Source organism: Pseudofrankia sp. EUN1h (genome assembly GCF_001854645.1).
In the GTDB taxonomy this organism is placed as follows: Bacteria; Actinomycetota; Actinomycetes; order Frankiales; family Frankiaceae; genus Pseudofrankia; species Pseudofrankia saprophytica.
The window spans coordinates 50,367-73,653 of record NZ_MBLN01000056.1 but is presented as its reverse complement, the minus strand read 5'-3'; the positions used below and the strand labels follow the sequence as shown (position 1 = coordinate 73,653).

At 69.8% G+C, this 23,287-nt stretch carries 22 protein-coding genes, 3 pseudogenes and 1 riboswitch; of the genes and pseudogenes, 16 read left to right on the top strand and 9 right to left on the bottom strand.

Translation table 11 applies throughout. The annotated features are described in order from the left end of the window. Positions 1-163 precede the first annotated feature (163 nt). On the bottom strand, positions 164-721 hold the full coding sequence (locus BCD49_RS19890) for a PPOX class F420-dependent oxidoreductase (protein ID WP_241832362.1): 558 nt from the start codon (positions 719-721) through the stop codon (positions 164-166). Between the two features lie 490 nt (positions 722-1,211). Here BCD49_RS19890 and BCD49_RS19885 point away from each other — a divergent pair, with 490 nt between their 5' ends. After that, entirely contained in the window at positions 1,212-2,675 is a 1,464-nt protein-coding gene (locus tag BCD49_RS19885) for a DUF11 domain-containing protein (protein WP_241832361.1), read from the top strand. Between the two features lie 109 nt (positions 2,676-2,784). Here BCD49_RS19885 and BCD49_RS19880 read toward each other — a convergent pair whose 3' ends face one another. Continuing rightward, the gene (locus BCD49_RS19880; protein WP_051466140.1) at positions 2,785-3,402 is read right to left on the bottom strand and encodes a TetR/AcrR family transcriptional regulator; all 618 of its coding nucleotides are present in this window, start codon (positions 3,400-3,402) and stop codon (positions 2,785-2,787) included. 480 nt (positions 3,403-3,882) lie between these two features. Between BCD49_RS19880 and BCD49_RS46155 the strand changes: the two genes are divergently transcribed. Further along, positions 3,883-4,536: a hypothetical protein gene (locus BCD49_RS46155; RefSeq protein ID WP_335341700.1), complete on the top strand. Its 654-nt coding sequence runs from the start codon at positions 3,883-3,885 to the stop codon at positions 4,534-4,536. A 100-nt stretch (positions 4,537-4,636) separates the two neighbouring features. After that, positions 4,637-4,732 (top strand): annotated as a pseudogene (locus BCD49_RS45145) (HhH-GPD-type base excision DNA repair protein); the annotation flags it as partial. 387 nt (positions 4,733-5,119) lie between these two features. On the opposite strand, the gene BCD49_RS19870 reads toward BCD49_RS45145, so the two are convergent. Then, the gene (locus tag BCD49_RS19870) at positions 5,120-5,659 is read right to left on the bottom strand and encodes a TetR/AcrR family transcriptional regulator (protein WP_007513106.1); all 540 of its coding nucleotides are present in this window, start codon (positions 5,657-5,659) and stop codon (positions 5,120-5,122) included. Positions 5,660-5,755: 96 nt separating this feature from the next. On the opposite strand from BCD49_RS19870, the gene BCD49_RS19865 reads away from it, so the two are divergent. Beyond that, positions 5,756-6,589, top strand: coding sequence for a nuclear transport factor 2 family protein (locus BCD49_RS19865; protein WP_071041766.1), 834 nt, complete (start codon positions 5,756-5,758; stop codon positions 6,587-6,589). Positions 6,590-6,618: 29 nt separating this feature from the next. Here the strand turns inward: BCD49_RS19865 and BCD49_RS19860 are convergent, their stop codons facing one another. Further along, a complete protein-coding gene (locus tag BCD49_RS19860; protein WP_007513110.1) occupies positions 6,619-7,764 on the bottom strand; it encodes a phosphoribosylaminoimidazolecarboxamide formyltransferase in 1,146 nt (381 codons plus the stop codon). 34 nt (positions 7,765-7,798) lie between these two features. Next, positions 7,799-7,881, bottom strand: a riboswitch (ZMP/ZTP riboswitch). A gap of 167 nt (positions 7,882-8,048) precedes the next feature. Between BCD49_RS19860 and BCD49_RS45140 the strand changes: the two are divergent. Continuing rightward, positions 8,049-8,144: pseudogene (locus tag BCD49_RS45140) on the top strand (HhH-GPD-type base excision DNA repair protein); the annotation flags it as partial. Positions 8,145-8,383: 239 nt separating this feature from the next. Here the strand turns inward: BCD49_RS45140 and BCD49_RS19855 are convergent. Together BCD49_RS19855 and BCD49_RS19850 are read right to left on the bottom strand one after the other, a co-directional pair. Beyond that, positions 8,384-9,364, bottom strand: coding sequence for a carbon-nitrogen hydrolase family protein (locus tag BCD49_RS19855; protein WP_007513111.1), 981 nt, complete (start codon positions 9,362-9,364; stop codon positions 8,384-8,386). A gap of 551 nt (positions 9,365-9,915) precedes the next feature. After that, entirely contained in the window at positions 9,916-10,653 is a 738-nt protein-coding gene (locus tag BCD49_RS19850) for an SDR family oxidoreductase (protein ID WP_007513114.1), read from the bottom strand. 153 nt (positions 10,654-10,806) lie between these two features. Between BCD49_RS19850 and BCD49_RS46425 the strand changes: the two are divergent. The 8 genes and pseudogenes from BCD49_RS46425 to BCD49_RS19810 form a co-directional block, all read left to right on the top strand. Then, positions 10,807-10,920: pseudogene (locus BCD49_RS46425) on the top strand (aldo/keto reductase); the annotation flags it as partial. Between the two features lie 256 nt (positions 10,921-11,176). Beyond that, positions 11,177-11,467: a TraR/DksA family transcriptional regulator gene (locus BCD49_RS19845; protein WP_007513116.1), complete on the top strand. Its 291-nt coding sequence runs from the start codon at positions 11,177-11,179 to the stop codon at positions 11,465-11,467. A 205-nt stretch (positions 11,468-11,672) separates the two neighbouring features. Beyond that, positions 11,673-12,116: an NYN domain-containing protein gene (locus BCD49_RS19840; protein WP_232793924.1), complete on the top strand. Its 444-nt coding sequence runs from the start codon at positions 11,673-11,675 to the stop codon at positions 12,114-12,116. A gap of 47 nt (positions 12,117-12,163) precedes the next feature. Next, positions 12,164-12,298, top strand: a complete 135-nt coding sequence (locus tag BCD49_RS45135; protein ID WP_275451421.1) for a hypothetical protein — start codon at positions 12,164-12,166, stop codon at positions 12,296-12,298. A gap of 371 nt (positions 12,299-12,669) precedes the next feature. Beyond that, positions 12,670-14,181 carry an alpha/beta hydrolase gene (locus tag BCD49_RS19835; protein ID WP_007513122.1) on the top strand — a complete coding sequence of 504 codons (1,512 nt, stop codon included), beginning with the start codon at positions 12,670-12,672 and terminating at the stop codon, positions 14,179-14,181. Beyond that, complete coding sequence (locus tag BCD49_RS19830; RefSeq protein WP_007513124.1) at positions 14,178-15,428, top strand: sensor histidine kinase; 1,251 nt, start codon at positions 14,178-14,180, stop codon at positions 15,426-15,428. The genes BCD49_RS19835 and BCD49_RS19830 overlap by 4 nt, the downstream gene beginning before the upstream one ends. Beyond that, on the top strand, positions 15,413-16,063 hold the full coding sequence (locus BCD49_RS19825) for a response regulator transcription factor (protein ID WP_083401569.1): 651 nt from the start codon (positions 15,413-15,415) through the stop codon (positions 16,061-16,063). The genes BCD49_RS19830 and BCD49_RS19825 overlap by 16 nt, the downstream gene beginning before the upstream one ends. A gap of 778 nt (positions 16,064-16,841) precedes the next feature. Then, entirely contained in the window at positions 16,842-17,417 is a 576-nt protein-coding gene (locus BCD49_RS19810) for an HhH-GPD-type base excision DNA repair protein (protein WP_027140266.1), read from the top strand. Between the two features lie 198 nt (positions 17,418-17,615). On the opposite strand, the gene BCD49_RS44165 is transcribed toward BCD49_RS19810, so the two are convergent. Beyond that, positions 17,616-17,768, bottom strand: coding sequence for a hypothetical protein (locus tag BCD49_RS44165; RefSeq protein WP_007513131.1), 153 nt, complete (start codon positions 17,766-17,768; stop codon positions 17,616-17,618). Positions 17,769-18,175: 407 nt separating this feature from the next. Between BCD49_RS44165 and BCD49_RS19805 the strand changes: the two genes are divergently transcribed. Both BCD49_RS19805 and BCD49_RS19800 read left to right on the top strand, forming a co-directional pair. Further along, positions 18,176-18,784 (top strand): DUF2599 domain-containing protein, encoded by a 609-nt coding sequence (locus BCD49_RS19805; protein WP_232793923.1) that lies wholly within the window; start codon positions 18,176-18,178, stop codon positions 18,782-18,784. A gap of 90 nt (positions 18,785-18,874) precedes the next feature. Beyond that, positions 18,875-19,426, top strand: coding sequence for a methylated-DNA--[protein]-cysteine S-methyltransferase (locus BCD49_RS19800; protein ID WP_007513135.1), 552 nt, complete (start codon positions 18,875-18,877; stop codon positions 19,424-19,426). A gap of 89 nt (positions 19,427-19,515) precedes the next feature. Here BCD49_RS19800 and BCD49_RS19795 read toward each other — a convergent pair whose 3' ends face one another. Next, complete coding sequence (locus BCD49_RS19795; RefSeq protein WP_007513137.1) at positions 19,516-20,592, bottom strand: hypothetical protein; 1,077 nt, start codon at positions 20,590-20,592, stop codon at positions 19,516-19,518. Positions 20,593-20,828: 236 nt separating this feature from the next. Between BCD49_RS19795 and BCD49_RS19790 the strand changes: the two genes are divergently transcribed. Next, positions 20,829-22,340 (top strand): MFS transporter, encoded by a 1,512-nt coding sequence (locus BCD49_RS19790; RefSeq protein WP_007513139.1) that lies wholly within the window; start codon positions 20,829-20,831, stop codon positions 22,338-22,340. Here the strand turns inward: BCD49_RS19790 and BCD49_RS19785 are convergent. Beyond that, a complete protein-coding gene (locus BCD49_RS19785; RefSeq protein ID WP_027140263.1) occupies positions 22,327-23,118 on the bottom strand; it encodes a type 1 glutamine amidotransferase in 792 nt (263 codons plus the stop codon). The two genes, BCD49_RS19790 and BCD49_RS19785, sit on opposite strands and share 14 nt — an antisense overlap. Between the last annotated feature and the right edge of the window lie 169 nt (positions 23,119-23,287).

Sequence of the window (23,287 nt, the reverse complement as noted above, 5' to 3'; positions counted from 1 at the left end):
TTGGTTCGTCACCGCCGGCTCAACGGGTTTCTGCGCAAGTGGCGGACCGTAGGCCCACCTGACGGATCAGCCGCCGTGGCTCCGCGTCTGCGGTGGCGTTGGTGAACCCCGCCATCCGTGCCCGGACGGCCCGCCGCCACCACCGAGGTGATCGCCCGCTGGCCTACCGCGAGGCCGATGCCCAGGGGCCGACGCCGCCGATGCGCTGGACGGAGTAGCGCACGATGAAACCGGGTCCCTTTGGCGCCGGGAACTCGGCGTCGGGGGCGAGGTAGACCTTCGTCAGGCGGTTGAGCAAGTTCCAGGCGTCGTCGCTCGGCTGAATGGTGGCCCGCGCATGCAACACGGCGTACTGGTTCATGAGGACGCCGGGGGTCCGTGGCGCGTCGAAGGACAACACGACCCGCGGATCCTGCTCGATGTTGCGTAGCTTCGTGTGCCACGACATGTGGCCGCTGAGCAGATCGTCGCCGTCCAGGCCGATCCAGATGACTGTCACCTGCGGGCTTCCGTCGGGGTTGATCGTGCTCAGGTGAGCCATGKGGCCGGACTCGATCAGGTCCCTCAATGCGGGTGGCAGGCTGACCACACCTAGTTCCTCTCCGTCGGGTCGCCGCTGACTGGTCCCTGCCAGGTCGGCTACCGCGAGCATCCCGTCTTGGTCGGCCTGGACCAACATCAGTCGGTGCTGGACGCCGAGTTTCGCGGCGTCCTCTGGCATGGCCGCCTGTTCGGGAGCATAAGTGACACGGGGATGCCGCCAGGGCGGAGCGTCCGGAGCGACCGCGCCGGACACGTCCCAGCCGAGGGACCAGCGGGAGCTCCCGAGGAATCCGAGGCTGGAACCCACCGACCCACCGACCCACCGAGCCACCGAGCCACCGAGCCACCGAGCCACCGAGCCACCGAGCCACCGATCGGCCGCCTCGCCGAGCGTTCGGGGCTGGGAACGGCCGCCTAACTACGCCAACACCTGCGTGACGCGATAGCGGTCTCGCTGAACGTCTACCGCCGAACATTCCGCGCCTAGCGTTGGTGTGCTAACGGGTTTCGCACACTGAATTCGTGCCGCAGGCGCCCGGATCCGCTGAATTTCGGGTACGGTCTCAAATCCAGATTTTATTTCGGACCAACACGGGGGGTAGATGATGGGTGTACGTACTGCGTTTCCCTGGCCGGGGAGACCCGGCCGGGCGGGACTGGGGGCCGCTGTGGCCGCCATCACGCTGGCGACGTCATTTGTCGCGGCGGACGCCGCCCAGGCCGCGACGGTCAATCCCGGGAGCCTGAAACTCCTCACCAAGAAGGCCGACGCCGRAACTCAGGGCGTCGGTCTCGGCTGGACCTACCGGGCCCAGAAGCCCACGGCTCCCGCCACGATCACCATCACCGTGCCGGCCGGCTTCTCCGCGCCGCAGACCGGCACGCCGTCGGCGCCGGRCTATCTCAGCGCCACCTCGCCRTGCGCCCAGTTCCAGGTGGCCGGGACCGCCGCCCAGCCCGACGGATCGAACGTGATCACCGTCGCGACGGACTGCGCGGACGGGCAGGTCGCCACCTTGTCCTACGGCAATGTCACCGTGCCGACCACGCCGGGCACCTTCGCCTTCCCGGCCACCTTCACCCCGGCCGGCGCGGCGGCGATTCCGTTCGCGGACGCGAACACCTTCACCGTCGACGCCGCACCGCTGGCCAGCCTGACGATCAGCCCGGCCAACTCGACGATCGCTCCCGGCGCGACCCAGGCATACACCGCGCAGGGATCCGACGCCTTCGGAAACCCGGTCGCCCTCGACCCGGCCGGCACCAGGTACAGCATCAGCCCCAACGGAAGCTRCACCGGCGCGACGTGCACGGCGACCACCCCGGGCGCGCACACCGTCACCGTGAAAAACAAGGGCATCGCCACGACGGCGACACTGACCGTGAGCGTGGCTCCGGCTGGGGCCGACCTCGCGGTCGCGCAGGCGGTGAGCGGCAATGCGCCGTTCTACTACGGCACCGTGAGCTTCACGACGACGGTGACGAACACGAGTGCCTCGACGACGGCGCAGGGCGTGACCGCGACGGTCGCGATACCGGCCGGGCTCGTGTCGCCGACGGCGAGCCCGTCGGTGGGGACGTTCTCCTTGTCGACCGGTGTCTGGACGATCGGTGATCTGGCGCCGGGCGCCCACGCCACCCTCACCGTCTCCGCCCTCGCCGGGGATATCGCGTTGGGCGCCCAGACCGTGACCGCCACGGTCTCCTCGGCCACGGCTGACCCGGCGTCGGCCAACAACACCGCCTCGGCCACCGCGACGTCCCAGCCGGCACCGGTCGCCATCGTCATCACCCCTGACCCGAACAACCCCCCGCCCAACAACGTCGACATCTCCGCACCCGGCACCATGACCTTTACGGCGTCCTTCGCCAACGCCGCCAACCCGGCCGCCCCCGCGCCGACCGGAACCGTCGTCTGGACCTGCGATACGCAGGGCGGTAGTCCGTGCCCATCGGCCGCGGCCCTCAACCCGAGCGCGAACCTGCCGGTACTGACGTTCGTCACCAACGGCCTTGTCATCGACCAGTACTTCCTGACCGCCACGTTCTTTCCCGCCGGCGACGGGGGCAACTACGTCCAGGAGGGCGTGCAGTCGAGCATTAGCTTCACAACCACCAACAGCGGGAGCTGACCCAGCGCCGGGGTTCGCGCGCCGTTGCCGCGGCGCGCGAACCCCGGCCGTTCTCCGGGTTCTGGCAATCCGCTTCGAGGTAACACGGGTGGTCGCCGCTGGGTCCCGGCTACGCTCCGGGGACCTGCGTGCCTCGCGCGAGCGCGTGGACCTGGCTTGCGACATAGCTGAGCTCGTCGGGCAGCGGGAACCAGGGCATGCTTTGCCGGATGCTCGCCCAGCCGTGCAGAGAGAGCCAGAGAGCGGCCGCGGCGTCGCGAGCGTCCCGCCCGCCGGTCACGTCCGCGGTCAGGGCGACGAGTGAGTCGAACGCCCGCAGCCCGGCGGCGCGAACGTGCTCGGGCGCAGGGGTGACCTGGGCCGGATGGCCGGCGTGGAACATCACCGCGTAGTGACCAGGCCGAGCCGTGGCAAAGCGCAGGTAAGCCTCGCCCACCTTCCGCAGCCTGGCGGCGGGGTCGTCCGGAGCCTCCCGGACCGCGTCGGCCAGCACCTCGGCCAGATCGTCGAAGCACCGCACCTTCACTGCCTCGATCAGCGCCTGCTTGTCCGCGAAGTGCAGGTACATCGCCGTGTGCGTGACCCCGGCGCGGGAGGTGACCGCGCGTACCGACAGGTGCTGAAGATCCGGGTCCTCCGTCAGCAACCCGGCGGCGGCGGCGAGGAGCGCCTCACGCAGTCGCTCTCCCTCGCCGCGAGGGTTGCGTGACTGGCCCTTGGCGCTCACTGGCGGATCGTACCGACCACATATGTTGACAGCGTACATTTACTTTGGAAACCTAGGCGCATGCGACGTCTACTCCCGTCCGCCGCAGTCCTCGCCACGATCCTCGTCACCCTGGTAGCGACCGTGCGGCCCAGCAGCGCCGCGTCCGCGTCCGACCCTCCGCCGGACCCGTCGGCCCGGGTCGTCGCCGACAGTCAGGCGATCATCGGTGTCGGCAGCGACACCACGGAGACGCTGTTCGAACGTCTCGCCGCCGCGTACAACCTCGCCCACGGTCGAGCCGCGCCGCTGGGAAGCTGGCGGGCGACAGGATCGTCAACGATCGTCCCCAAAGCCGGCTGCGAACCGATCGCAAGGCCCAACGGTTCGTTGCCTGGAATTACGGCGCTCGCGACCCGCCAGGTCCTTCCGGACGGCCGGCCGTGCATCGACTTCGCGCGCTCGTTGGCACCCCGAACCGCCGGCGCGCCGGAGAACTCGGTGTTCCTGCCCATCGCCCGCGACGCGCTCACCTACGCACACAACAGGACGTCGAACGTTCCGGCTCGACTCACCGTCGCCCAGCTGAATGCGATCATCGAATGTCGCGCCACCCGGTGGGATCAGGTCGGCGGTGCCAGCAGCGAATCGATTCAGGTCTTCCTGCCGGCGATCGGACCGGCTCTGGCGGCCCTGCTGCGGCAGTTGAGCGGGGCGAGCGCCATTGGCTCGTGCGTGCGAACGGTGCAGCAGGACCAGGGCACGGACCCGGTGTTGGTCGGCAACCGCAACGCACTGGTCCTGTACTCCGTCGGTAAATACATCGGCCAGGCCGAGTACGGCCACAGTGACGAGCACGGCAACCTGGTCCTCGGCGCCATCAACGGCATCCCGGCGACGCTGTTCAATCCGACGGCCGGACGGGTCGAAATCAACCTCGGCCAGGTTCGCGGCGTCCCGGGCATACCCGAATCGTTCCGGATCATCGAATACGTGGTCGCGCTGCGCGACCAGGCCGGCGTTCTTCCACCCGCGCTTGGCAGATTGTTCGCGGACCCGGACAGCTGGCTGTGCACGAGCCCGGCGGCTCGACACGCGATCGCCGACTACGGCTTCCTCCCGCTCGAGCACGGCGCCTGTGGCCAGCCGTCATGAAGGACACCCGAGCCGGATCCCGGTCACCGGCGTGCCCTCGACGCCGCCCTCCGGTGAGATCTGATCTTCGGGGCATGCGACGTGGCGCTAGCGTGGCGACGTGGGACCGCATCTGAGCCGGATCGACGCGGCGGATGAGCTGCTGACGAACGACCCGCTGGCGCTCCTGGTCGGGATGGTGCTGGACCAGTGGATTCGGTAAACAAGGATCGGCGGGTGGGTAATCGGTGAACGCCATGACAGAGGCGGACTTCAGCATGTCAGTCCGGGATCCGACCGGGAATCGAACTGGTTGCCGGCTCAACCTGGCCCGCTGGGCGTCACGATGCGGCTCTACGGACCCGACGCAACCGTTCTGCGCGGGGCATGGACACCGCCTCCGGTGTGCAGAGTCGGGCGGAAAAACCTGACGGTCAAGTCGTAGCTGCGCACTGGCGTGGTCATGTGCCGGCTTCTGACCGACCAATCACCGAGCTGACCGGTCGACGGCGTGAGGTGTCGCGTGGTTGGCCGGCCAGTCCACGGTGCGGTGCAGCCAGTTCCCGCGCCTGTTGCCGGCGCGGCGTTGACGATKGACGGCCCCTCACGCGCTCAATCCAGCAATCACCACCTCGATGGCTCGGCTTACGGTTTGCGGTGCGGTCGGCGTGGTGGCGGATGCCTGGGCGAGTCCACGGACCAGGAGATAGACCTCGTCGGCCCCGACGTCCCGGCGGATCGCCCCTGACCGCGCCGCGCGGTCCAAGAGGTCCTCGACGGTCGCGCGCAGCTTGTCCGCCCCTTGGCGGACGCTCGGTGGGAACTGTCCATCCGGCATCTGGGACGCGAGCGTCAACTTCGTCGACCCGCCCTCGACCATGGTTCGCAGCAGGTCTCGGAAGGCCTGTCCGGGGTCGGATTGGGCAGCCAGGGTGGATGCCCGCTCGTTGAGCAGATCGAAGTGGCGGACCAGGGCCGCCTCCACCAGCGCGGCCTTCGTGGGGAAATGGCGGAACACGGTCGCGATGCCGACCTCGGCGCGGCGTGCGACGTCCTCGGTGGAGCCGGCCGCGCCGTGCTCGCCGAACACCGCTTCGGCGGCGGCCAGGATGCGCTCGCGGTTGGCGACGGCGTTCTTCCGCACGGCTCTCACCTACCTCCGGTCCGGCCCTGCCGCCCTTGTAAACGAAGTCCAGACTCCGCTACTGTTGGCGGAGTCGCGACTTCGTTTGGAGGCTCGATGGTACCGACACCTGCCCCGGCCGACATCGTTCGCATGGTCACCGCCGGCGTGAGCCGGCTGGTTTCTGGTGATCTCGCACCGGACGAGCGGGAGCGTCAGCTCGACGCGCTCGCCGGCCTGTACGGGGAGCGGACCGACGTCCGGCACCCGTTTGCGCCGTTGGGTGATCAACCGCTGCGTACTCGTGCCGAGCTGCGCCAGCACTTCGYCGGGTCAGCCGGGCGAGTAGCCGGTGTTCGGTCGTTCGCACCGACGGAGATGGCCGTGCATCGGACGGCGGATCCGGAGGTGGTCGTCGTGGAGTTCACCTACACCGGGATGGCCGACCGCGGCGAGTTCGCCCTGCCGTGCGTGTTCGTGGTCCGTGTCCGTGACGGGCAGATCGTCGAATCCCGCGACTATGCCGACCACATCGGCCTGGCCMGAGCCTTCGGCCGGCTGGAGCCGCTGGCGCGGGCGCTCGTGGACGACACCGGCCGCGCACCCGCCGGGCCGACGAAGGCCCAGACAAGTCGGGGCCTGGCGCATCGCATGCACGCGGCGTTCAACGCGCTCGACCTACCGGCGGTCGACGAGATCTTCACCGCTGACTTCTACAGTCACCCGCTCCAGTCCCGTGGACCCGGCATGGTCAAGGAACGGTGGCTCGCCATGCGCACAGCCGCACCGGATCTGCGCACGGAGGTCGTTGACCTGGTCGCCGAGGACGACCGCGCCATGATCCGCTCCCGGCTGACCGACAACACTGGAGAACTCATCGAAGTCATCCGTGTCGCCGACGGACGGATCGCGGAACTGTGGGGCGCTCGCACCGGTCCCGTCGGGACATGAACTCGGTGCTGGAGGAAACCGAAAGAACGTCAGTGTCGGAACAGGCGCAGTCCGGTGTGGACGAGGGCGACCTCCTGATCGTGACAGGCGGCGATGACCTCCGCGGAGCGGATTGATCCGCCGGGTTCGGCCACGTAGCGCACCCCGTGACGGCGGGCGTGAACGATGTTTTCCGGGAAGGGCAGAGCGCCATCGGAAGCTAGGCTGACCTCGTCGAGCCGGCTCAGCCACTGGGCGCGCTCCAGGGCGGTCAACGGCGGGGCCCCTCCAGGCCTGGGTGGGAGGCCGGAACCGGCGGCGCCAGTGTCGAGGTACTGAATCTCGTCGTTGATGCTATCTTGGATCTTCGGGTTCTGGCCGATGTGCAGCGCTCGGACGCGGGGGTGGCGGCGTAGCCACCAGGTGTCGGATTTCGCTCCGGCGAGGCGGACGCAGTCCACCCGGGATTGTTGGCCCGCGCCGACGCCAAGCGTCATCCCGCCTCGGACGTAGGCGACCGAGTTCGACTGCGTGTGACGGGCCACGATCAGGCCAAGGAGCAGGTCGTCGAGGGCGTGGTCGGGCACCGTGCCGACGCGGACATCAGCCAGCGTCTGCCGGTTGGGCACGGCGTCGTCCCAGGTCTGGGTGAAGCGCATCCCGTGCACCTCACGGATCTCTCGGGCGGGCGGCCGGTGGGCAGGGTCGGCTTCCAGGACCAGGAACGTGCCGTTCTTCTTCGCGGACAGGGTCGCCACGGTCCCGGGCTCATAACCGGGCGCGACGATTCCGTCGCAGACCAGTCGGCGCAGCAGTACGGCCAGCTCCGCGTCGACCGGGGCGGAAACCGCGGCGAAGTCGCCGTAGGAGCTTTTCGGGTCAGTGTCGCGGGCCCGCACGTAGGCGCTCGTCAACATCCCCACCGGCGACGCGCCGAGCCCGTAGGTCTCGGTCATCGTCTCGTCGAGCGGCCCGGCGAGTGCGGCACCGGCGGGTGAGAGATGTTTGAAGGAGGCGGCCGCGGGCCGGCCCAGGGCATCGGCCGCCTCCCTGACGAGTTGCCAGGCCTCCAACGCGTCCAGCATGTTGATGTAGGAAGGCTGGCCGTGCAGGACCCGCACCGGCGGGCTGGCGTCGTCGACCGGGTTGGCCGTCGCCGGCTGCTGGTGGGGGTTCATGCCATACCGCAGGTCCATCGGCCGTCCTCACGTCGCGCGGAGTCATCTGCGCGTCGCGGGCCCAGGCGGTCGGCGTCGACGGTCTTCCGGCCGTTCCCCGGTGGTCATCCACCCGCGCCAGTAGCGGCCATGCGCAAATGTAGCAGCCACACGTCAGCCCGCGGCCGTCCTCGGCGGGAAAGGCGGATGACGGACACCGTCGCGGCCTGCTGTGGCCCTTTCACGGACGTGGCTGACCGACAACACCGTGATCTGGCCAGCGGCGAGGCGACCGCCGCGCAAGGGCCGGCTACCGTACTCACGTGGGACTTCACCTGAGCCAGAACGACGCGGCGGACGAACTGCTGACCAATGACCCGCTCGCGCTGCTGATCGGCATGGTTCTCGACCGGCAAGTCGGACAAACAAGGAACGGCTGGGGCCTCGTCTCCCGATCCGTGCATCGGCGACAATGAAACGTGGCGGCGCCCGGAGTACGGCCGGACTCGCCGACGGGCTTCTGCGACCTCGCCTTTCGTCTGGCTGCGCGGAGGATGCCGCCGGTGCGTCAGGGCACGCACCGCGGCGGCGCCGCCCGCCCGAAGCGTCTACCCGGGATGGGCGAAACGCTTCGGGCACGCCCGTCGAGACCTTCGTGTTAGAGCGAGCTTCGTTGTGCTCGAGGATCGTCGTCGACGACCGCGGTTGCGTACCTGCCGGCGCGGGCCGTTCGGCGCCAGGGGCGCGCGAGGCTTTCATGTTCGCGGTCGATATCGACGGTGGCGATGGCCGAGGTGGCGTGCGGTCCGCATCGGGTCGCCCAGTGACCGTCAGGCCCAGCGATTCCGGACGGCGCGGCGGCCGCGTCGACGGCGACCGTGGCATAGCTGATCCAGTAGCTGTTGGTGCTGGCATGCGCCTGTGTCTGCAGGCCGAAGGTGGTGCCATTGTCCATGGTGGAAAGCAACACGCAGTGAACGTCGGCTCGCTCGTACTCGGCGAACAGCTCCGGATACACGCTTTCCATGCCGAGCGCGCACCCGAACCGCACCTCGTCGACGTCGAAGGTGATCGGACTGATGCCGGGTGTGTACAAATAGCTGACCTTGGTGTTGGACAGCATCCGTTCGTCGTAGCGGGTGATGATATGGCCGTGGTCGTCGATCACGTAAAGGCTGTTGTGTGGACGATGTGGCTCGGTGAGTCGGTGCACGGCTCCGACGACTGTCCACAGCCGCAATGCCGCGGCGTGTTTCCTGATCGCCTCAAGCTGGCCGCGCTGGGCCGCCCAGTCGAAGCGGCTCCAGTCGGCGTCGGCCATGGTGGTCGGATCGCTGGACAGGATCCGCTTATTTGGCGAGCAGAGTGCTCCCTCGCAGAAATGAATGAGGCGAGCGCCTTGATCGCGGGCCTCGGTCATCAGACGACGTACGTCGTGGCCCACCCGTTGAAACGCTTCGGCATCACGCGGATCCGTCGGCGCGTCGAGCTGGGCGACCGAGATTCGGAAGGGATTGGTGTTCGGCATGGTGGTTCCCTCGGAGGGCTGGCGGAAGTGCCGAAGCGCGGCCGTGTAGGACTCGCCCGTCCTGCGCGCTCGTTCGCGCACGCGCTGCTTGAACGCCTTGTTCGCCGTCATCGGCTCTCCCGCGTCCCGACGTCGAGCACCCAGCGGCCGTCGACGTTCGAGACGAGCGGACCTATGACGACGATCCGAGGCCTGAGCCCCTTTGCCTCTCACCGTGGTCGCGCTGGGACGACCCTCCGAGGTCAGGCGTGGATCACGCCCTGCCCCCAGCTTAGCCCAGGAACGRCCTCGGCGACTTCACAGTCGCGCGCTGCGGCTGCTCTAGGACCTGGGTCGCGGCGCACCGAGCCTCGGCACAGGTCGACGGCCAGGGGGCGCCCTAACCGGCACCCGGACCCAGACTCTCTCGCGGAGCACGGCCATCGGCGTCGCCGTCGCCAGGCTCGCCGGCGGCAAGGTCGAGGCTAGGTACGCCGTGCGGGTCCGGCCACCTGTCACATCGGAACCTGACCGGTGTAGGGATGGTCGTGGCGTGTCCGGCTACGGTGATGGCGAGCGCCGCTGTGACGGCGTTGTTGATCGGGATGGTGCTGAAGCGGCGCATCGCGGAAAGGCAGAGCGGTGGCGCTGCCTCTCCGCGACTGGCATGGTCTCCGGCGTGGTTACCAGGTCACCGGGCCGTTGGCGTCGATGAAGGTTCCTGATTCCGCGTCGGCGGGCAGCATCGCGGCCGTGACCACGATCTGCGCCGCTTCGTCGGCGGTCAATGGCGCCTGCTGTCTGTTGATCGGTGTCAAATCCGTCTGAACGAAGCCGGGACACACTGACGTGACCTTGATCGGGGTGCCCTTCAGGCTTTTCGCCAGCTCGACGGCGATGCTGTTCAGGGCGGCCTTCGAGCTTCGGTACGCCGGCAGGAGCATCGAGTAGTACGGCGAAAGAGGGTTGTTCTGGTCGGTGAGCGAGCCCATGGTCGACGAGACGTTGACGATCCGACCAGCGACGCTCTCGCGTAGCAGCGGCAGAAAAACCTCCGTCACGGTGACCGGCCCAAACGTATTGGTCTCGAACGTTTGGCGGAAGATGTTCGTGTCGGCGAACTCGTGCTCCACGATATCCGTCGCCTCGGGTAGGATGCCCGCGTTGTTTACCAGCACGTCGAGTCGGCGGTAACGTTCCCGGATGATCTTCGCGGCGGCTCGCACACTCTCTGGGCTGGTAACATCGAGCTCAACCCAGTCCGCGGTGAGCCCCTCATCTTCCAGTATCTCAATGGCTTTGCGTGCGGCGGCTTCGCCGCGTGCGCCGATAATGACGACGGCACCGGACCGAGCCAGGGCCTTGGCCGCCGAAAATCCCAGGCCGCGGTTTCCTCCGGTGATGAGCGCAATGCTTGGCAACCTTGTCTCCGTTGTCGTGTCCGAGGTCTTTCTCCAAACATAAAGCAGTCATTCCAACGAGTGCTGGCAGAAATGCGACGCCGTGTTCCGCGGCTGTCCCTGGACGCCGCGGCCCACAGCCGGCCGCCGCGAGCGAGAGCGCGGCGGGCGGGCCTGACCGTGGCCCAGCGGGCACGGCTGGACGCGGCCAGCGGCCGCACCGCTCCTTATCCACACTTCCCTTACGAGCGGCAGGTGGGCATCGCCCGGCTGGACCCGTCGCCGGTCCAGGGCGGCGACGCTGCGCGCGTGGCGCGGAGGACCGTCGAGCGGCGCGGACTCGGCGGTGAGCTGTCGATGCTCGGCGATGTCGCCTCCACTTGCGGTACAGCGTCAGGTTGGCCCGACCCTCGGCGGTCGTCGGGCGCTCCCGCGGCTCGCGCACACGTGGTTCGATAGGGCCATGTCGTCCGGGCTCTCCACGCCTGGGCCGTCCACCTCCGGATCTGCCGCGTTCGAGCGGCTCGTGGTTGAGCGGGCTCGCGTGGCGGAACGGCTGAAGGCGCTCCGGCTCGAGTTCGCCCGGTTCCTCGAGGACTCCGCCGACGTTGGCGCGGACGACGAGCACGACATCGAGGGGGCGTCGATGCCGTTCGAGCGTGAGCAGCTGAGGGCGACACTGCGCCAGGCGGCGGGCGAGGCGGAGGAGATCGACGTGGCGTTCGCTCGCTTGGCCGCCGGTACCTACGGGACGTGCACCGTATGCGGTCAGCCGGTCGGGGCGGGCCGCCTGGAGGCCCGGCCGGCGGCGCGGACCTGCGTCCGGTGCGCATAGCGCCCGCCCCATCGCCCGGCACTGGCGGGGCTTTTTTTCTAGATCGGCTACGTCATGACCCCACGAGTCACCGTCTTCATCGACTACCAAAACGTCCATCTCTCGGCTCGCAGCACGTTCTTGCCATCGGGCACTCCTGGCCGACATGGACATGTCGATCCCATGCGGGTGGCGCAGCGGATCGTCCGGGAGCGACGACTCGAGGGTGAGCTTGCGGCCGTCCGCGTCTACCGCGGGCGCCCGAGCCCTGATCATCAGCCGGCGGCCGCGGGGGCCAGCGACCGGCAGGCTGACCGCTGGTCCCGCGATCCGCGCGTCGCGCGTCGCGGTCGTCCGCCGACAGCTCCGCTACCCGAAGGCATGGCCTGCCGAGCCCGCGCAGGAGAAGGGCATCGACGTCGCCCTCGCCGTGGACCTCGTGCGTCTGGCTTGCGAGGGCGCCTACGACGTCGGCGTCCTGTTCAGCCGCGACACAGACCTCGTACCGGCGTTGGAGACCGTTAAGGATCTTGGTCGTCACGTGGAGGGCGCGAGCTGGAAGGGCACCAGTCGCCTCCGCTTCCCGGACTCGCAGCTTCCCTGGTGCCACTACCTGGACGCCGACGACTACGCAGGCTGTCGGGATCACACCGACTACACGGCGGCCTGATCGACAGTCGTGCGGCGGTTGTGAGGCGGTCGGCTACCGTGACTGGCGTGGGACTTCACCTGAGCCAGATCGACGAGGCCGACGAGCTGCTGACGAACGACCCGTTGGCGCTGTTGATCGGGATGGTGCTGGACCAGCAAATCGGACAAACAAGGAACGAAATCGTGACCGTGTCGCTGTAACCGCGCTTCACAATATTGTGCGCTCAGCCCGGCGATCACCACATCGATTGCTCGGCTTATGGTTTGCGGTGTCGTCGGAATGGTGGCGGTGTCGCCGCGGGCAAGCGTGCCGAAGTGGCGCCGGTGAACCCGGGCCAGAGCCCGCCGCCGTCAATCGTCTCGGCGCCGCGATCACCGCGTCCCGCTCCGCGATCGCGGCGGCCTGGTCCGCGACCAGACGCGCGAGCTCCTCGTAGCTCGGCTGGCCGCTGGACTGAACAGGTACCCTTGGACGGTATAGCCAGGCATACCCCGCCGGTCCGGTGCGCCCTACCGACGGAACTCACGCTTGCGCCATCGCGCGCCGAGCCGGTGATTTCTACGGTCGACACATGGGAATTCATGGAATCGGCGCGACCGCGCTGGCGGGTGTGCTGACGGCTGTGGCGGTGTCGGCGACGACCGGCTCGCCGCCGGAAAGCGTCCGACCTCAGGCCATCCATTGGCATGGCTGCCACACGGGACCGGACGACGACCTGGGCAAGGCCTTGGACGCCGCGGGCGCCCGGTGCGGCGAGGTGACCGTCCCCGTCGACTACGCCCGCCCGCACGGCCGGACGATCAGCGTCGCGCTCGCCCGGGTCAGGGCGACCGACCCGGCCCACCGGCGCGGCGTCCTGATGCTCGACCCGGGCGGGCCGGGCGGCAGCGCCATGGAGCTGACGCTCGTCGGCGCGCAGATGCCGGATGTCGCCGCGCGCTACGACCTCGTCGGGATGGACCCGCGGTTCGTAGGTCGCAGCAGCCCGATCGCGTGCCGGTGGAAGACCGACACGTTCCTGCGGTCCGCCGGCCCGGACCGCGGCTCCTACGGCGAAAGCGTGGCCCTGGCGAAGGACCTTGCCGCCGGCTGCACGCAGGGAAACCTCGACCTGCTTCCGCACGCTTCGACCAGGAACACCGCCCGCGACATGGACCTGATCCGGCGCGACCTGGGTGAGCAGAAGATCTCCTATCTCGGCTACTCCTATGGCTCCTATCTCGGCGCCGTCTACCTGCAGATGTTCGGCGCGCACGCCGACCGGGTGGTGCTCGACAGCGCTCCCGATCCCGACGTCTATGGCCCCGACCTCATCTCCCGTGACGCGCCGGCGGCGCAGGCCGCGCTCGCGCACTGGGCGGCCTGGGCGGCCGGCCACGACGGCGAGTACGGCCTTGGCAGCACCACCGGCGCGGTGTTGGCCACCGTCGACCGCGTCAACCAGGCGAGCCAGCGCCATCCCCTGCGAGTCGGCAGCTACGCGCTGGACGAGCATGTCGTGCCGTACTTCCTGTTCGTCCATCTTTACGATGACAGCGACGACAGCTACGGAGAGCTCGCCGGGCAGGTGAAGATCCTCGCCGCCGCCGCCCGCGACGAGCCGGCGACGCCTACCCCCGCGCTGGACACGTTCCTTGCCGGGCTGCTCACCGGCGCCGGATACGCCGCCGACCGGGCCGGGACCGCCGTGCTGTGCGCCGACCGGGCCGTGGACCGTGACCCCGGTACGTATCTGCGCGCCATCGAAGCGCACCGCGGCGACGAGCCGCTGTTCGGGCCGCTGACCCACAACATCACGCCCTGCGCCTTCTGGCCGGTGGCGCCGGCGGAAAAGCCGACGACCATCGACAACGACGTGCCGGCGCTGATGGTCGGCGCGGACGGCGACCCGGTCGCGCCGTATCCCGGACAGCTCGCGATGCACAGGGCGCTGAAGGGCTCGCGCCTGCTGACGTTGCGCGGCGGCTTCGCGCATACCGAATACATCGCCGCCGGCAATTCCTGCGTCGACACCACGGTGAACCGGTATCTGGTGGACGGCGCTTTGCCGAACCGCGACGTGAACTGCGGTATAGGTTCATGAACGTGGCCGCCTCCGTGTGGCGGGCGATGGCGGGCAGCCCGCACCGTTTCCTGCTGTCCCGGTGGCCGTGGCGGAGCCTGGCCTACGTCGGCAGCACCGTGGCGGTCAGCCTGGCGGCCTGGGCGGCGGTGCTCCCGTCGTTGCTGGTCTTCCCGCTGATCCCGCTGGCCGGGCTGCCGATCGGGTCGCTCGAACGCCAGCGGCTGCGCCTCATGGGCGTGGTGCCGCCCGGCAGCCCGCACGCACCCGTCACCGGGGGCACACTCGCCTGGGTGCGGCGCCGGCTCGGCGAGGCCGCGACGTGGCGGGAGCTCGGCTACGCCGCCTGCCTGCTGTCCGTGCTTCTCGTCGCCGGTGCGGGGGAGATGCTCGCGCTGTTCGGCTGCGCCCTGCTGCTGGCCCTGCCGATGGTCGTCGCGACGGCCGGCGCGGACGTGGTCATGGTCCAGGTCGGGGCGTGGTCGGTCGAGACCGTCGGGCAGTCATTGCTGGTCGCCGTGGTGGGCGGCCTGCCGTTGACGGTGCTTGCGCTCTACGGCCTCGGCGTCCTCGCCGGCGCGCAGCAGGAACTCGCGCAGCTGCTGCTGGCGCCCTCCGGCAGGGAACGCAGCCGGCAGGTGGACGACCTCGTTGAGTCGCGCAGCCGGCTGGTGAACGCCTTCGAGGCCGAACGGCGCCGCATCGAGCGTGACCTGCACGACGGTGCGCAGCAGCATCTGACGCTGCTGACCATGAACCTGGGCCTGGCCGAGGTGGAGCTCGCCGGCACCGCCGGGCGGGCCGGAGACCTGGTCAGCGAGGCTCAGGACCAGGCCCGGCAGGCGCTCGCCGCGATCCGCGAACAGATCCGCGGCATCCACCCGCGGGTGCTCACCGACTTCGGGCTGGCCGAGGCGGTGCGGGAGCTCGCGGAGCGCTGCCCGATCCCGGTCGAGGTCGACGTCGCGCTGCCGGGGCGCCCGCCGGCGCCGGTCGAGTCGACGGCCTACTTCGTCATCTCGGAGGCGCTGACGAACGTGGTCCGGCACGCCGAGGCGACGCGCATCCAGGTCGGCGCGGCCGCCGGCGGTGAGCGCCTGCTGCTGGCGGTCACCGACGACGGGCGGGGCGGAGCCGACCCGGCGCGGGGCAGTGGCCTGCGCGGCCTGGCCGACCGGGTCGCCGTCATGGATGGCACGCTGGAGATCACCAGCCCGGGCGGAGGACCCACCACGGTGCGGATCGAGCTGCCATGTCACTTCGGATAGTGCTCGCCGAGGACGCGACACTCATGCGCGCCGGCCTCGTCAGCCTGCTGGACGGCCTCGGCCACACGGTGGTGGATGCCGTCGGCGACGGCGAGGCGCTGCTGCGAGTCGCTGGTGAGCACCGGCCCGACCTGGTCATCACCGACGTGCGCATGCCTCCCACGCTCACCGACGAGGGGCTGCGCGCCGCGGTGGCCCTGCGCGCCCGCGACCCCGGCGCGGCCGTGCTGGTGCTCTCCCAGTACGCCGCCACCGCCTACGCCGCGGAGCTGCTCGGACCGACCGGCCGGGCCGGCGTCGGCTACCTCCTCAAGGACCGGGTCGGCGCCGTCGCCGACTTCGCCGACGCGGTCGCACGGGTCGCCGCCGGCGAGACCGTCATCGACCCCGAGGTGGTCCGCCATCTCCTGAACCGGCAGCGCGCCACCAACCCGCTCGACCGGCTGACGCCGCGAGAGCGCGAKGTCCTCGCCCGGATGGCCGAAGGCCACTCCAACCCGTCGATCGCCCGCATCCTCCTGGTCAGCGAGGCCGCGGTCGCCAAGCACATCGGCAACATCTTCACCAAGCTCGACCTGCCCAGCGAGGACGGCCACCGCCGGGTGCTCGCCGTCCTGAGCTACCTACGCGGCTGACGGGGCCCGGGACGAGTGGTCCTACAGCGGTGACCTACCGCTCCACCCGCCGCTACACGAATGCCTTGGAGTGCCGCGGCTACGGCCCGGCGACGCGGTCGAATACGGTGAGGTCGTGGGACTTCACCTGAGCCAGATCGACGAGGCTGACGACCTGCTGACCAACGACCCGTTGGCGCTCTTGATCGGGATGGTGCTGGACCAGCAGGTTTCGGAAGGATGGAGTGGGATGGTCCGCCCCGCCGGGACGCTTCCTCACGGGCGGGTGGAGTCCGCCTCGGTCTCGGGCGGTGTACGGCCCCCAGCACCGATGGGATTCCATGCAGGGGAGTTCTCCTCGACGCCCTGTGCTGTCCGTTGTGACTGTGACCGCGCTTTCGTCGCCTGCCATTAAGCGGCGGCACCCGCGGTGCCGGCAGGACCCGCGACGACCTGGATCTTTCCAGATTTTGGACTTTTTCGGCGACCCCGAAGTCACTATKAATGTATGGAGCCGTACAAGCACACCCCCGAAGAGCATGCAATGATCGAACTCAACCTGCGGGCAGACGCGATCATGGTCAAGGTGTTGGACGAGGGAACTTACCCTCCTCACGACATGGAGGATGCCGAGTGGGGAGAATGCCGGTGCAGGAGTTGCGTGCAAGACCAGCTCCGGGATCCGGGGTGACGCGGTGCCAGCTCGGCGGCGGGGGCCGGGCCCGCCACCCGTCCAACTATGGAAGACGGCTGCCAGCGATGTGACGCTGCCCGTCGGTGCATCCGCTACGGTGACGTCGTGGGACTGCACCTGAGCCAGATCGACGAGGCCGACGAGCTGCTGACGAACGACCCGTTGGCGCTACTGATCGGAATGGTTCTCGACCAGCAGATCCCGCTGGAGCGGGCGTTCGCGGCGCCGTACGAGCTGACGAAGCGGCTCGGGCGTTCGCTCGACGTCGCCGAGCTCGCGGGCCTCGACCCGGACGAGCTGGTGGCGGTCTTCTCCCAGCAGCCCGCCCTACACCGGTTTCCCGGCTCGATGGCCAAGCGGGTACAGGCGCTGTGTCAGCTGATCGTCGAGAGGTACGACGGTAACGCGGCGGCGGTCTGGACGTCGGCGGCCGACGGCAAACATCTGCTTCGACAGATCGGCGCGCTTCCTGGCTTCGGTGAGCAGAAGACGAAGATCTTCGTCGCGTTGCTCGGTAAGCAGCTTGGCGTTACTCCGCCTGGATGGCGCGCGGCATGCGCGCCCTTCGGAGAGGAGGGCAGTCTGCGCTCCGTCGCTGACATCACCAACGCTGAAACCCGTATCCAGGTGCGCGATTTCAAAAAAGCCGTGAAGGCTGCCGCCAAGGCCACCGCGGGCTGAGTTGAGCTGATCCCTGGTACCGCGCCTCTTTGGCACCACGCCGCGCCACAACACGGCGCGGAACGGCTGTTGGCGATCATCGCCGCTTTTGGCTATCCGACCCAGCGAGGACCATCGGCCCGGGTATGGAAACTGGACTTCGCGCCCGACCGCGAAGATCCACAGGAGCCTGTCGGTGCCGGGCGGCTCTTCCTGTTCCTACCGTCGGGTGCGGTTGAACCGCGGGGAGCTGATGGGGAAGGCGAAATGACCGGCGAGGAAGGCCAGGCCGAGCCAGACGAGGTTGATGTCGTCCGAGTCGACTCCGAAGGCGGCAAGCAGGAAACAGAGGGCGGCAACGAGAGCAAGCATGATCCGTTGCTACCCGTCGATCGCCTGCTGAATCCCTTCAAGGTCGACAAATCGCGTTTAGGTCGACGAGTCATAACGACCGCGAGGTACGGAGCTCGGCCCGGCGGCGGCCCGGTCGCCCGGTCGCCCGGTGGCGTGGTGGCACGGTGGTCCCGGTTGCGCGGTGGTCGGGCCCGCTGGACGGTCGGACCCGTCGAGTAGCCCGGTGGCCGAGTGGCCAAGGGCCGGTGGTGATCCGCGGCTGCCGCTTGCGGTCGGCGTGGTTGCAGGCATCGGCTGGGGCGCGTGGGTCCGGCGGGCGACGCTGCCAGGCCGGACAGGCACGCTCGGCCTAGGCTCGAACGGTGATGAGGCGGGCGGTGGGTAGAGCTGTGGCGGCTGGTGTGGTGGCGGCTGGTGTGGTGCTTATGAGTGCGGTGACGGTGGCCTGCCAGGCTGAGAGCACCGCCCGTTCCGACGCGGCCGTGCGTTCCGCCGACGGGTCAGGCGCCCCCTCCTCTCCGAGCGCCGCCGGCGCCGCCGCCGTCCCGAGCGCGACGGCCAGCCCCGCTGGTGTCGCCGCCGCCGGGCCGCCGTTCTGCGGTGCCAGTCAGTACGTCGAGGAGATCACCGTGCAGCGGTGGTCGAACGGGGACTTCCGGGTCTCGCTGCGCCCGACCAGCGACGCGCGGCACGCGAGCGACCGCAACGAGGCGACAGCGGTGATGTGGCAGGCGATCCGCCGCTGCCTGACGCCGTCCGCCGGGTTCACCGGTCTCGACGGCCCGGTCGGCGACAGCCTCCAGGACCAGCTGCGCTGCCACGAGTACCTGGCCTTGGTCCCCGCGTCGGGCGGTCAGGGGTATGCGACCGGCGAGACGTTCGACGTCGAGAGCTGGCGGCCGAAGGCGGGCCAGTCGCGCTGGTTCTCCACCAAGTGTGGCAACAGCCTCGGGACCGACCCGTCCGGCGCCTCTCGGACCTTCCGGCCCGACGGCGTCCAGCCCCAGCAGACCGTGACCGGCGAGCACGAGTAGCGCCGAGACTCGGCTCCCGCTCCTGTCCACCCGGCGGATGGGGATGTGGGTGGGGATGGAGTGTCGGTGGCCGGGAGCAGGATGGAAGACATGTCCGCCAGCCATGGGATGACGCTCTTCGACACCGCGGTGGGTTCCTGCGGCGTCGTCTGGGGTGACGACGGGATCGTCGGCATCGCGTTGCCGTCCGACCAGGGCGAACCGTCCGCCACCCGCGCGGACCTGGTGGCGGCCTATCCGGAGGCGGTGGAAGGCCCGGCGCCCGAGGCGGTGCGGGTGGCGATCGACGGGATGGTCGCGTTGCTCGCGGGCGAGCCGGTGGATCTCGGCGAGGTCCGGGTGGACCTGAACGGGGTGCCGGACTTCTACCGCCGCGTCTATGAGGTGACCCGCGCGATCCCGCCTGGCTCGACGCTTACTTACGGCGAGGTCGCCGCGCGGCTGGGGATGCCGGGCGCCGTCCGGGCGGTCGGTCAGGCGCTGGGTCGCAACCCGGTCCCGGTCGTGGTGCCCTGTCACCGGGTCGTGGCCGCCGGCGGCGCACTCGGCGGTTTCTCGGCTCCTGGTGGGGCGGTGACCAAGCGCCGCATGCTCCAGATCGAAGGCGCCCTGCCCGCCCCACCACCGACGCTGTTCGATTAGGCCTGTTCCCGCGACGTTTCCGTTCCCGTTCCCGGACCTGGGTCAGCGCCCCTGCGTCGCCGCGGCTCGTCTCCTGGCTCGGGCCGCGTTCAGGGCTTGGCCCGCCGGGGTCGGGCGGGCCGGCCGGTGAGCGCCCGGGCGACGCTGGAGGTGGTCTCGCGGATCGGCTGCCAGACGGCGTGGCGGACCCAGCGCGACGGCCGGACGACCAGCACCCGTGACGCGACGCGAACCGCCCGGGCGGTGGGCACGACGAGTGTCCGCCAGCCCCAGGCGACGGGGACGGCGATCAGGATGCGCAGCGCCTTTCCGCTCGCCCGGCCGACCGGGACCACCACTGTCCGCCAGCACCAGATCAGCGGCACGGCCACGAGCAGACGCAGGACGACTGTGGTCGCGCGCGCGGCCCAGGCCAGTGCCGCCACCGTCACCCGCCAGCCCGGCGCCAGCACCGCTCGGCCAAACCAGCGGCCGGGCCGCGCGACGAGGTGCCGGGCCGACCACGCCAGTAGCCGGCCGAGCGCGTACAGGCCCACCCGGATCGCGCGCCCGGCGTGGATCAGCACCCACGCCGCCGCGCGCGCCGCCGGGGCGAGCACCACCCGGACGAGCCAGCGCACAGGACGGATCAGGCGGCGCACGACCGCCTCGATCGCCCACAACGACACCTCGAGCAGCACCCGGAAGAACACCCGCAACGCGCTTGCGACCTTTGCGGTCAGCCAGCTCAGCCCCAGCCAGACCAGCCGGAGCAGCGGCCGGCCGACCCGCGTCCAGAGCCAGGCCAGCGCTCGTCCGGCAGGGCGCAGCACCCAGTCCCACAGCGCGGACAGCACGACCCACAGCGCCTTGAAGAAGATCCGCAATGTCCCGAACAGGAGACGCAGCGCCGGGTACAGCAGCCATTCCCAGGTGGCCCGCACCACCCAGCGCAGTACCAACGCGACCAGCTCGTAGAGCATCCGCAGCGGGAGGAAGACCGCGAAGGCGACCACGCGCGCCGGCCAGACGACGAGCACCTGAACCGGCCAGGCCACCGGTGCTGGCGCCAGCGTGGCTGCCGCTGTCGCCGCTGTCGCCGCTGTCGCCGCCGGCGGCGCTGGCGTCGGCTCGTCTGGTGGGAGCTCACGTGGCAGGGGCGGGTTTGCGAGCTCTGGCCCGGTCATCAGTCCCGTGACCCCTTCTCCCTCGGTAGCTACCCCCAGGTAAGCACCGACGGTGCCCCGTTTGTCCGTTCCTGTCGGTCGTTAGACCGCTGTTCGGTGCCGGCCGCGCCGCGGCGGCGGATACGTCACAGGCGAGCGAGGCGGCTCGCCGGAGAGTTAGTTGTAGTCTGCTAAATATTAGACTTTCGCAACGATTTCGATGATCTGTGGTGACCAGCTCAAAGATCGGAGAACCGATGACGACGGCACCGACGCCGGCGGCGGGGGCTGGTGGAGTGGCGGCGGGTGAGCCGCTGAGCCGGAACAGGCGCTATCTGGTGCTGGCGATCTGCTGTTCCAGCCTGTTCATCGTCGGGATGGACACCACGATCCTCAACGTCGGTCTGCCGTCGCTGAAGCAGGATCTGCATGCCCCTGACTCCGGCCTGCAGTGGACGATCGACGCCTACGGGCTCGTGATCGCGAGCCTGCTGTTGTTCTCCGGCTCGATGGGCGACCGGCTCGGCCGCAGGCGGATCTTTCGGACGGGGCTCGCGCTGTTCTCCGCGGGGTCGCTGCTGTGCAGCCTCGCGCCGGGCCTCGGCTGGCTGATCGTGTTCCGGATGGTCCAGGCCGTCGGCGGCTCCATGCTCAACCCGGTGGCGATGGCGATCATCACGAACACCTTCACCGACCGCCGGGAGCGTGCTCGTGCCATCGGCGTCTGGGGCGGCGTGATCGGCCTGTCCATGGCGTTGGGCCCGGTGCTCGGCGGGCTGCTGGTCGATGGGGTCGGCTGGCGGGCGATCTTCTGGATCAATGTGCCGATCGGCCTGGTCGCGATGGTGCTCACCGGGCGGTACGTGCCCGAGTCGAAGGCCCCCAGGGCCCGCCGGTTCGACCCGCTGGGCCAGCTGCTCGTCGCCGTGACCCTCGGCACGCTCACTTACGCGATCATCGAGGCGCCGTCCGCTGGCTGGACGTCGGCGCAGACGATCGCCCTGTTCGTTATCGCCGCCGGCGCGCTCGTCGGGCTGATCGTCTGCGAGACGCACCGCGACGAGGCGCTGCTCGACATGCGGTTCTTCCGCAGCGCGCCGTTCTCCGGCGCCACCGCCATCGCCGTCTGCGCGTTCGCGGCGATGGGTGGCTTCCTGTTCCTCAACACGCTCTACCTGCAGAACGTGCGCGGCTACTCGGCGCTGCACGCGGGCCTGCTGACCCTGCCGATGGCGGGGGTGACCGCGGTGTGCGCGCCGATCTCGGGCCGTCTCGTCGGCAACTTCGGCCCACGACCCCCGCTGATCATCGCCGGGACGGCGCTGCCCGCCAGCGGCGTCGTGCTGTCGTTCATGGGCCCGCACACCAGCCTCACGGTGCTCGTCTGCGCGTACGTGCTGTTCGGGCTGGGCTTCGGCATGGTGAACGCGCCGATCACCAACACGGCCGTCTCCGGGATGCCTGTCGCCCAGGCGGGGGTCGCCGCGGCGGTCGCCTCGACCAGCCGGCAGATCGGCATGGCGCTGGGTGTCGCGATCTTCGGTTCCGTCGCGGCCAGCCACGTCGCCGGTCAGGACGGTCGGGCCGCGATCGACCCGACCAGTGCGACGGCCTGGTGGATCATGGTTGGCTGCGGGGTCGCGATCGGGGTGCTCGGTGTCCTGACCACCGGTCGCCGGGCCCGCGGCACCGCCGCCCGCACGGCGGCGTTGTTCGCCACCCAGCCGGGCCGCGAGGAACCGACGGCGCCGCTGGTCAGGAGCGGCTGAAGGCTCGGGCGCGGGCCCAGAAGTCGTCGAAGAGGGTGTAGGAGGCGGTACGCGAGGCGTCGGACCGGCGCGCGATCTCCGCGCGTAGCCCGGCGATGTCGACGCCCATCGCGGCGAGCTCCCGATCACGGCCCTTTGCCTGCCAGATGGCGGCCCAGGTCTCGAACACCGTCGGGGTGATCTCGGGGTGGAACTGCACCCCGAGATGCTGGCCGAACCGGAACGCCTGCTCGGCGTCCTGCGTCCAGGCGAGCCGTCGGGCGCCCGGCGGCACGGTGAACGTGTCCCAGTGCGACTCCATCCAGGGGCCGGTGGGGATCGCGTTCTGGTCGGCCGTGGTGACCGCCAGCCAGCCCAGCTCGTGCCGCTCGGCCCGGCGTACGGTACCGCCGAGCGCGCGGGCGAGGAGCTGCCCGCCGAAGCAGATGCCGAGGATGGGCGTGCCGACCTGAACCGCCGCGCGCAGGTAGGTCAGCTCGGCGGCCAGCCATGGGATCGTGTCGTCGTAGGCCGACTTGTCGGAGCCCATGATGACGATGAGGTCKAGCGTCGCCGGGGCGGGAAACGGCTGGTCGCCGGCGGTGATCACATCGAACCGGATGCCGTGCTGCGTCATCCTGTCGGCGATCGTGCCGAGCTCGCCCGTGGCCGCGGCGCCGCTGACGTCATGAACGACGATGATCGCCCTGGGGTGGCCGCCGCCGTCTCCGTGGCCGCCCTCCTCGTGGTCGCCGACGCCGTGTCCGACCGAGCCTGGGCCGACCGCCATCGTCGTCATGCTCCTCCGTCCACCTCCCGTCGGGGCGAGGCTTCGCCGTGCTCGCGGTGAGGTGCTCGCGGTGCCGCCACCGAGCAGTCACCGTGTCGGGATCGTCCCCCCGCCCGGCCTCCACGGCTAGGAAACGTGACAGCTCCGACTCATTAAGACCCCGGTACCAGCCGATGAC